The sequence below is a fragment of the Pseudomonas sp. 51_B genome, from assembly GCF_017491595.1.
In the GTDB taxonomy this organism is placed as follows: Bacteria; Pseudomonadota; Gammaproteobacteria; order Pseudomonadales; family Pseudomonadaceae; genus Aquipseudomonas; species Aquipseudomonas promysalinigenes.
Genome location: NZ_JAFGYW010000003.1, coordinates 296,190 through 305,279, shown reverse-complemented (window position 1 = coordinate 305,279; position 9,090 = coordinate 296,190). Strand labels below are relative to the sequence as shown.

Annotated in this window: 5 protein-coding genes; 4 read left to right on the top strand and 1 reads right to left on the bottom strand. The window is 62.3% G+C overall.

All coding sequences use genetic code 11. From position 1 onward, the window contains the following. The 3 genes from J5M56_RS06635 to tadA all read left to right on the top strand — a co-directional run. Window positions 1-1,370 (top strand): M48 family metallopeptidase (locus tag J5M56_RS06635; protein ID WP_207870385.1); only part of this gene is annotated, 1,370 nt, incomplete at its 5' end. An 89-nt stretch (window positions 1,371-1,459) separates the two neighbouring features. Further along, window positions 1,460-2,842 (top strand): multicopper oxidase family protein, encoded by a 1,383-nt coding sequence (locus J5M56_RS06630; protein WP_186477741.1) that lies wholly within the window; start codon window positions 1,460-1,462, stop codon window positions 2,840-2,842. After that, a complete protein-coding gene (gene tadA, locus J5M56_RS06625; RefSeq protein ID WP_060479343.1) occupies window positions 2,842-3,321 on the top strand; it encodes a tRNA adenosine(34) deaminase TadA in 480 nt (159 codons plus the stop codon). Before J5M56_RS06630 ends, tadA begins: the two co-directional genes overlap by 1 nt. 109 nt (window positions 3,322-3,430) lie before the next feature. Here the strand turns inward: tadA and mltF are convergent, their stop codons facing one another. Beyond that, window positions 3,431-4,888, bottom strand: a complete 1,458-nt coding sequence (gene mltF, locus J5M56_RS06620; protein ID WP_060479342.1) for a membrane-bound lytic murein transglycosylase MltF — start codon at window positions 4,886-4,888, stop codon at window positions 3,431-3,433. A 300-nt stretch (window positions 4,889-5,188) separates the two neighbouring features. On the opposite strand from mltF, the gene purL reads away from it, so the two are divergent. Further along, a complete protein-coding gene (gene purL, locus J5M56_RS06615) occupies window positions 5,189-9,088 on the top strand; it encodes a phosphoribosylformylglycinamidine synthase (RefSeq protein WP_207870383.1) in 3,900 nt (1,299 codons plus the stop codon). Window positions 9,089-9,090: the final 2 nt, after the last annotated feature.

Genomic DNA, 9,090 nt, shown 5'->3' with positions numbered 1-9,090 from the left:
GGGCTGAAACGGCTCAAGAGCAGGCACGCATCACTCGACAATGGCTGGCAGAACCTAGCGATGCCTTGCTCCAGGCATTGCCTTGGGCCGCGCGTAAACAACTTGCCGGGCGCATCGACACCCGCCAAGTGCTGGAACGGCAGCTGAGCGAGCTCGACAAGGACCGTTATTGGCTCAGCACACGCCGGTGGATGGCTAGCCTGAGCGGCTTGATGGCGTTGGGTGCTTTGATGGCGGGTGTCTGCGCCTGGCTCAGGCTCAGGGCCGACGCATGGCGCGCCTTGCGGTCGGCACAGTACTTGCGCCAACGCATGACCGCCAACTGGCGGGTACTGGGGCGCTGGCTAAGCGCCTATATGGGCTTGCTCGCAGCCTCCCTGGCCGTTTCATTGCTCTACGAAGTCAGCGCTGGCGTAAGCAATGCCGCGCAGGGCGGCTTGGCCGTACTGATCGTGGTACTGCCCCTGGCCGCAGTGCTGATCGTTTGCCTGAGTATTTTTTGGCGTTTGAGGCAAAAATGGCCGGGCATGGGGCAGGGTAACGCCAGCTTTCTCGGCCAGGAACTTCAGCGCCAGCAGGCTGGAGCGCTCTGGCAGTGGATCGAAGAGCTGGCTGGGCGGCTGCAGGCGCCAGTGCCGGACCATATCGTGGTCGGGATCGATCAGGGCTTTTTCGTCACCAGCATGCCGATCGTACTGCAACCTGGCCAGTCGGTTCTCAACGGGCGAATCCTGTATCTGCCACTGCCTTATCTGAGCGTGCTGAGCCAGCAAGAGGCTGCCGCGATCATTGGTCATGAGCTTGGGCATTTGCGCAGCCGCGACACAGAGCTGGCCAGCCAGACCAATGTGCGCTTTAGCATGATGTGTGCACAGTTCTCGACCATCGTCGATACCCGCCGGACGATGCGCTGGGTAGCACAGCCTGTGGAGTGGATGGCTGGGCAATTTCTGCATCGGTCCCAGCTCGCAGTACACCACTGGGGGCGCGCCCAAGAGTTGCTGGCAGATCGCGCCGGTGCTCAGGTGCATGGCGCGCACTTGTTCGTTCAGGCGCTGCTGCGGGCGATTGCCCTGGGCCGCGTGGTCGATGCCTTGTTGCTTGAACAGGGTGGTGCAGGGCTGGCGGTGGCTTTGGATCGGCACCTGCAGCACGTTGCGCTACACCTGGACGAGGCTGTACTCGAGCTGAGCATGGCCCATCCCTTCGATACCCACCCGCCCATCGCCGCGCGGCTCGACAACCTTAACGTGCTGCTTGACGCGCCGCTGCTGCAGGCCGCCCTGCGCCAACCCTCAGGCAGTGACCGGCAGTGGTTCAATCTGCTTTGCCAGGCGCCTGCAAACGAGGGCTGGGGAGACTTCACTTAATATTTCCCATTCGCAGGTGTATCGTATTCGCCCTTCACCGCCAGCCGTGCTGGCAGCTTGATTGCGCTGAACACGAGGTACCCGCACCGATGTCCTTCACCCGTCGACAAATGCTCAAGGGGCTTACCGGCCTGGTTGTTGTAGGCCTGGGCGCCGGTGGCGCGGCGCGTTACTGGTTGGGCAAGGTCGAGGACGACAACGCCGGTCATGACTACGAGTTGATCGCAGCGCCGTTGGACGTCGAACTGGTGCCTGGTTTCAAGACCCAGGCCTGGGCCTTCGGCCCGTCGGCGCCTGGCACCGAGTTGCGGGTGCGTCAGGGTACCTGGTTGCGGGTTCGCTTCATCAACCACTTGCCGGTGGAAACCACCATTCACTGGCATGGCATCCGCCTGCCGCTGGAAATGGACGGGGTGCCTTACGTCTCACAGTTGCCGGTCAAGCCTGGCGAATATTTCGACTACAAATTCCGTGTGCCGGATGCTGGCAGCTATTGGTACCACCCTCATGTAAGCAGCTCCGAGGAGCTAGGACGCGGGCTGGTCGGCCCGCTGATCGTCGAGGAGCGTGAACCGACCGGCTTTGAGCACGAACGCACGCTCAGCCTGAAAAACTGGCATGTCGACGAGCAGGGTGGCTGGCTGCCCTTCAGCATTCCCCGAGAGGCTGCGCGCAACGGCACCGCAGGGCGGTTGATCACCATCAATGGCCAGGCCGATTCGGTCACCGAGCTGCCGGCAGGCCAGGTAGTGCGAGTCCGCCTGCTGAACCTGGACAACACCTGGACCTACCGCATCAACCTCAAGGGTAACTGCGAGGCCAAGATCTACGCCCTCGACGGCAACCCGGTGACCCCAAGGCCACTGCACGACGACTATTGGCTGGGCCCTGGCATGCGGATCTGCCTGGCCATCCGTATCCCTGACCCGGGCGAGGAGATTTCCCTGCGCGACGGCTTCGTGCGCCTGGGCACCCTGCGTTCGGTGGCCAGTAGCGAAGCGCCCGGCGACTGGCCCAAGGCTTTGCCGGCCAATCCGATTGCCGAGCCTGACCTGGAGAATGCCGAGAAACTGAACTTCAATTTCGAGTGGGCGGCCAACGTCACGGTCACACCTGACCCAGACAAACCCTCGAGCATGTGGCAAATCAACGGCCAGGCCTGGGACATCACCGACAAAACCTGTGCCGACCGGCCCATCGCTACCCTCAAGCAGGGCAAGAGCTATATCTTCGAGCTGAAGAACATGACCCAGTACCAGCATCCGATTCATCTGCATGGCATGAGCTTCAAAGTGATCGCCTCCAACCGCCACGACATCAAAGAGCCCTGGTTCACCGACACCTATTTGCTGGGCAAGAACGAGCGTGCCCAGGTGGCCCTGGTGGCGGATAACCCCGGTACCTGGATGTTCCACTGTCACGTCATCGACCACATGGAAACCGGCCTGATGGCCGCGATCGCGGTGGTGTGATGCGCCCGCAGATCATCGATCGCAGCCGCGATCAGGAATTCATGCGGCTGGCCCTGGCGTTGGCTGGCGAAGGCGCAGCCATGGGCGAAGTGCCGGTGGGAGCCGTGCTGGTGCAGCATGGCCAGGTGATCGGCCAAGGTTTCAACCGGCCGATCGCCGACAGTGACCCCAGTGCCCACGCCGAGATGGTGGCGATCCGTGCGGCTGCAAAGTCTGCGAGCAACTACCGCCTGCCGGGCAGCACCCTGTATGTAACCCTGGAGCCGTGCAGCATGTGCGCCGGGTTGATCGTGCATTCTCGAGTTATGCGTGTGGTATTTGGCGCGCTGGAACCCAAGGCAGGCATCGTGCAAAGCCAGGGGCAGTTTTTCGGGCAGGCGTTTCTCAATCACCGGGTGATGGTGGAGGGTGGGGTGCTGGCTGAAGAGTGCGGGCAGATTCTGAGTGACTTCTTCAGGGCGCGCCGAGCCAAGGTTTGAGCTGTGCCGGCATTATCGCGAGTAAACCCGCACCCTCCAGGGCTGGGCATGGCCAGGCATGCGCGCCAACCTGGGCAAGCGGCTTAGCCGCGAACAGGCCCTGACAAGGTTACATCGGCGGCGATTGATCCGCCGGCTTGTCTTTGTTGACACCAGGCACATGCAGGTTGCCCTCGGCCACCTGACCTTCGAGTTGCGGCTGGGTCACCCAGGTGAGGATGTCGTAATAGCGGCGGATGTTGGCGACGAAGTGCACCGGCTCCCCGCCACGGGCATAGCCGTACTTGGTTTGCCGGTACCACTGCTTCTGGGCCAGGCGCGGCAGCATCTTTTTCACGTCCAGCCATTTGTTCGGGTTGAGCTTTTCGCGCTTGGCCAGGGTTCTGGCGTCTTCCAGGTGGCCACTGCCGACGTTGTAGGCGGCCAGGGCGAACCAGGTACGGTCAGGCTCCTGGATGCTGTCGTCTAGCTCCTGCTTGATCTTCATGAAGTACTTGGCGCCGCCCTGGATGCTTTGCCTTGGGTCCAGGCGGTTGGATACACCCATGGCCTGAGCGGTGCGCTGAGTCAGCATCATCAGGCCGCGCACGCCGGTTTTGGAGGTGACCTCCGGTTGCCACATCGATTCCTGGTAGCCGATGGCGGCGAGCAGGCGCCAGTCGACCTGCTCGACTTTGGCGTAGCTCTTGAAATGCTTCTCGTACTTGGGCAAACGCTGCTGCAGATGCTGGGCGAACGTATAGGCGCCGACATAGCCGAGTACGTCGACATGCCCGTAGTAGCGATCTTTCAGGCGCTGCAACGTGCCGTTCTTCTGTGCTTTGTCGAGGAAACGGTTGATTTCGTTGAGCAGGCTATTGTCGTCGCCGGCAGCTACTGCCCAGCGCTGATCACGGGTATCGCCCAGGTCGAAGGCGACCCGCACATTGGGAAAGTAGACCTGGTTCATCGCCAGCTCGTTGGAGTCGACCAAGGTCAGGTCGATCTGCCCCTCATCGACCATGCGCAGCAAGTCGACCACTTCCACCGCGTCGGATTCTTCGTACTCCAGCCCTGGGTACTGCTTTTTCAGCTCGGCCAACTGGTCGGCGTGGCTGCTCCCTTTGAGCACCATGATCTTCTTGCCGACCAGGCCTTTGGCATCGGTGGGGCGGGGGCGACCATTGCGATAGATCACCTGTGGGGTCACTTCCAGATAAGGATGCGAATACCTGACCTGGGCCTTGCGCCGGTCGCTGCTGACCAGGCCAGCTGCTGCCAATACCGGCCCGGACGGTTTGCCTAGCGCGTCGTACAGTTCATCGAGGTTGTCAGCGGTTTCGATTTGCAGCTTGACGCCTAGATCGTCGGCGAAATGCTGCACAAGTTCATATTCGAAGCCGGTTTCGCCATTGCGATCCTGGAAGTAGGTGGCCGGGCTGTTGCGCGTTATGACGCGCAGCACACCGTCCTCCTTCACGCGCTCGAGGGTGCTGGGTTTTTCAACGCAGGCACCGAGCAGCAGAAAGAGTCCGGTTGCAAGAAGCCATTTGGCGCAACGCTGGCGCAAAGCAGTGTGGGCGAACATAGGATGCAGTATACGCAAAGGACTGGCCGTGCCATATCTCGACAACGGTTAGCTTGTCTGGTAGCGGGTTATGTGGTTGGGTTATGCAATCAGAGAGATGGCGCCTATGAGATCGAGCGCCCCCGCGCGGTGCTCGATCTCATAGGCGCAGAATTTCCACAGCCAAACCCCGCAGATTTCTGACCCGCAAGTCCGGTTCCGCCGCCCGGCAGCCGTGGCTCACAGCGGGTGCCGAAAGCGCTCGAATTAGGCTAGAATGCACGGCCTCTAAGCACACCCCTTCCTGAGGCTGTCCCGACGATGTTGATCCTGCGCGGCGCTCCTGCCCTTTCTGCCTTTCGCCACGGTAAATTACTCGAGCAACTGAGCCAGAAAGTCCCCGCTGTTACTGGTTTGTATGCCGAATTTGCCCACTTCGCCGATGTTGAAGGCGAACTGTCCGCCGACCAGCAGCAGGTGCTGGGCCGTCTGCTCAAGTATGGCCCCAGCGTGCCGGTACAGGAGCCGACCGGCCGCCTGTTCCTCGTCGTGCCGCGCCTGGGCACCATTTCGCCCTGGGCCAGCAAGGCCAGCGACATCGCCCACAATTGCGGCTTGCAGTCGATCCAGCGCTTGGAGCGCGGCATTGCCTATTATGTCGCCGGTGACCTGAGCGACGCCGATGCCGAGCTGGTCGCTGCCGAGCTGCACGACCGCATGACCCAGCGCGTGCTGGCCAAGCTGGAGCAGGCAGCCGATCTGTTCAGCCACGCTCAGCCCAAGCCAATGACTTCGGTCGATATCCTCAGCGGTGGCCGTGACGCCTTGGCCAAGGCCAACATCGACCTGGGCCTGGCTCTGGCTGAAGACGAGATCGATTACCTGGTCAACGCCTTCCAGGGCCTCAAGCGCAACCCGAACGACATCGAACTGATGATGTTCGCCCAGGCCAACTCCGAGCATTGCCGTCACAAGATTTTCAACGCCAGTTGGGACATCGACGGCCAGGCACAGGAAAAGAGCCTGTTCGGCATGATCAAAAACACCTACCAGATGCACAACGAAGGCGTGCTCTCGGCCTACAAGGACAACGCATCGGTCATCGTCGGTAGCGTTGCCGGGCGCTTCTTCCCGAACCCTGAAACCCGCCAATACGGTGCGGTGCAGGAGCCTGTGCATATTCTGATGAAGGTCGAAACGCACAACCACCCAACCGCGATCGCCCCATTCTCCGGCGCCTCCACCGGCTCCGGTGGCGAAATCCGCGACGAAGGCGCGACCGGCCGTGGCGCCAAGCCTAAAGCCGGCCTGACCGGCTTCACCGTGTCCAACCTGCGCATTCCGGGCTTCGAGCAGCCGTGGGAGCAGGCCTACGGCAAGCCAGAGCGCATCGTCGATGCCCTGGACATCATGATCGAAGGCCCACTGGGCGGCGCTGCGTTCAACAACGAATTCGGGCGCCCGGCTCTGACCGGGTACTTCCGTACCTTCGAGCAGGCCATCGCCACCCCCCATGGTGAAGAAGTGCGCGGCTACCACAAGCCGATCATGCTCGCAGGCGGTATGGGCAACATCCGTGAAGATCACGTGCAGAAGGGCGAGATCACTGTCGGCGCCAAGCTGATCGTGCTCGGCGGCCCGGCCATGCTCATCGGTCTGGGCGGCGGCGCGGCCTCCTCGGTGGCCACCGGTGCAAGCTCTGCTGACCTGGACTTCGCCTCGGTACAGCGCGAAAACCCGGAAATGGAGCGCCGTTGCCAAGAGGTCATCGACCGCTGCTGGCAGTTGGGTGACAAGAACCCGATCGCCTTCATCCACGACGTGGGTGCCGGCGGTATTTCCAACGCGTTCCCTGAACTGGTCAACGACGGCGGCCGTGGCGGGCGCTTCGAGCTGCGCAACGTGCCCAACGACGAGCCGGGCATGGCCCCGCACGAAATCTGGAGCAACGAATCCCAGGAACGTTACGTGCTGGCGGTAAGCGCCGAGGACTTCGAGCGCTTCCAGGCGATCTGCGAACGTGAGCGCTGCCCGTACGCGGTGGTCGGCGAGGCTACCGAAGAGCAACACCTGACCGTCACCGACAGCCACTTCGACAACACTCCGGTGGACATGCCGCTCGATGTGCTGCTTGGCAAGCCGCCGCGCATGCACCGTTCGGTTACCCGCGAGGCCGAGCTGGGCGACGATTTCGACCCGAGCCAACTTGACCTGGACAGCGCCGTGCAGCGCGTGCTCAGCCACCCGGCGGTGGCCAGCAAGAGCTTCCTGATCACCATTGGCGACCGCACCATCACCGGCCTGGTTGCCCGTGACCAGATGGTCGGCCCGTGGCAGGTCCCGGTAGCGGACTGCGCCGTCACTGCCACCAGCTTCGATGTCTACACCGGTGAAGCCATGGCCATGGGCGAGCGCACGCCGTTGGCGCTGCTGGACGCCCCGGCTTCGGGCCGTATGGCAATTGGCGAGACCATCACCAACTTGGCTGCTGCCCGTATCGACAAGCTGTCGGACATCAAGCTGTCGGCCAACTGGATGTCCGCTGCCGGCCACCCAGGTGAAGACGCGCGCCTGTACGACACCGTCAAGGCCGTGGGCATGGAGCTGTGCCCGGAATTGGGCATTACCATTCCGGTCGGCAAAGACTCGATGTCGATGAAAACCAAGTGGAGCGAAGATGGCGTCGAGAAGAGCGTTACCTCGCCGATGTCGCTGATCATCACCGGCTTCGCTCCGGTTGCCGACATTCGCCAGACCCTGACCCCGCAACTGCGCATGGACAAGGGCGAGACGGACCTGATCCTGATCGACCTGGGCCGTGGCAAGAACCGCATGGGTGCCTCGATCCTGGCTCAGACCTACGGCAAGATCGCGGCCCAGGCACCGGATGTCGACGATGCCGAAGACCTCAAGGCGTTCTTCGCCGTGATCCAGGGCCTGAACGCCGACGGTCATCTGTTGGCCTACCACGACCGTTCCGATGGCGGGCTGCTGACCACCGTGCTGGAAATGGCCTTTGCCGGCCACTGCGGCCTCGACCTGCAACTCGATCCTCTGACCGACAGCAAGGCTGACGTGGCTGCCATCCTCTTCAACGAAGAGCTGGGTGCGGTCATTCAGGTTCGCCAGGATGCCACGCCAGACGTGTTGGCGCAGTTCAGCGCTGCCGGCCTCGGAGAACAATGCGTTGCAGTCATCGGCAAGCCGATCAACAACGGCGAAGTGTCCATCAGCCTCAACGGCGAAGTGCTGTTCGACGACGAGCGCCGCATGCTGCAGCGCCAGTGGGCCGAAACCAGCTATCAGGTTCAGCGCCTGCGTGATAACGCCGATTGCGCAGACCAGGAGTTCGACCTGCTGCTGGAGGAAGATAACCCAGGCCTGTCGGTCAAGCTGGGTTACGACGTCAATGACGACGTGGCAGCGCCCTACATCAAGACGGGGGTGCGTCCTCAAGTGGCCATCCTGCGCGAGCAGGGCGTCAACGGCCAGGTTGAAATGGCAGCCGCCTTCGATCGCGCAGGTTTTGCAGCCGTCGATGTGCATATGAGCGATATCCTTGCCGGGCGCGTCGACTTCGAGGCCTTCAAAGGCTTGGTCGCCTGCGGTGGCTTCTCTTACGGTGACGTACTCGGTGCCGGTGAGGGCTGGGCCAAGTCGGCACTGTTCAACGCCCGCGCCCGCGATGCCTTCCAGGCATTCTTCGAGCGCGCCGACAGCTTTGCCCTGGGCGTGTGCAACGGTTGCCAGATGATGTCCAACCTGCACGAGCTGATTCCGGGCACCGAGCACTGGCCGCACTTCGTGCGCAACCGCTCGGAGCAGTTCGAGGCACGCGTGGCCATGGTCGAGGTGCAGAAGTCCAACTCCATTTTCCTCCAGGGCATGGCAGGCTCCCGTATGCCAATTGCCATCGCCCATGGTGAAGGCCATGCCGAGTTCGCCAGTGAAGACGCACTGCTGGCGGCCGATGCGTCTGGCTGCGTGGCCCTGCGCTATGTCGACAACCACGGCAAGGTAACCGAAGCCTACCCGGCCAACCCGAACGGATCGCCACGTGGTATCACCGGCCTCACCAGCCGCGATGGCCGCGTGACCATCATGATGCCGCACCCGGAACGTATGTTCCGCGCCGTGCAGAACTCCTGGCGCCCCGATGAGTGGCAGGAAGATGCCGCGCTGATGCGTATGTTCCGTAATGCGCGGGTGTGGGTGAACTAAGG

What these genes read in the sequence shown, in the direction of transcription:
- J5M56_RS06630 (WP_186477741.1), top strand. Translation starts at nt 1,460, where the DNA reads ATGTCCTTCACCCGTCGACAAATGCTCAAGGGGCTTACCGGCCTGGTT.
- tadA (WP_060479343.1), top strand. Translation starts at nt 2,842, where the DNA reads ATGCGCCCGCAGATCATCGATCGCAGCCGCGATCAGGAATTCATGCGG.
- mltF (WP_060479342.1), bottom strand. Translation starts at nt 4,888, where the DNA reads ATGTTCGCCCACACTGCTTTGCGCCAGCGTTGCGCCAAATGGCTTCTT.
- purL (WP_207870383.1), top strand. Translation starts at nt 5,189, where the DNA reads ATGTTGATCCTGCGCGGCGCTCCTGCCCTTTCTGCCTTTCGCCACGGT.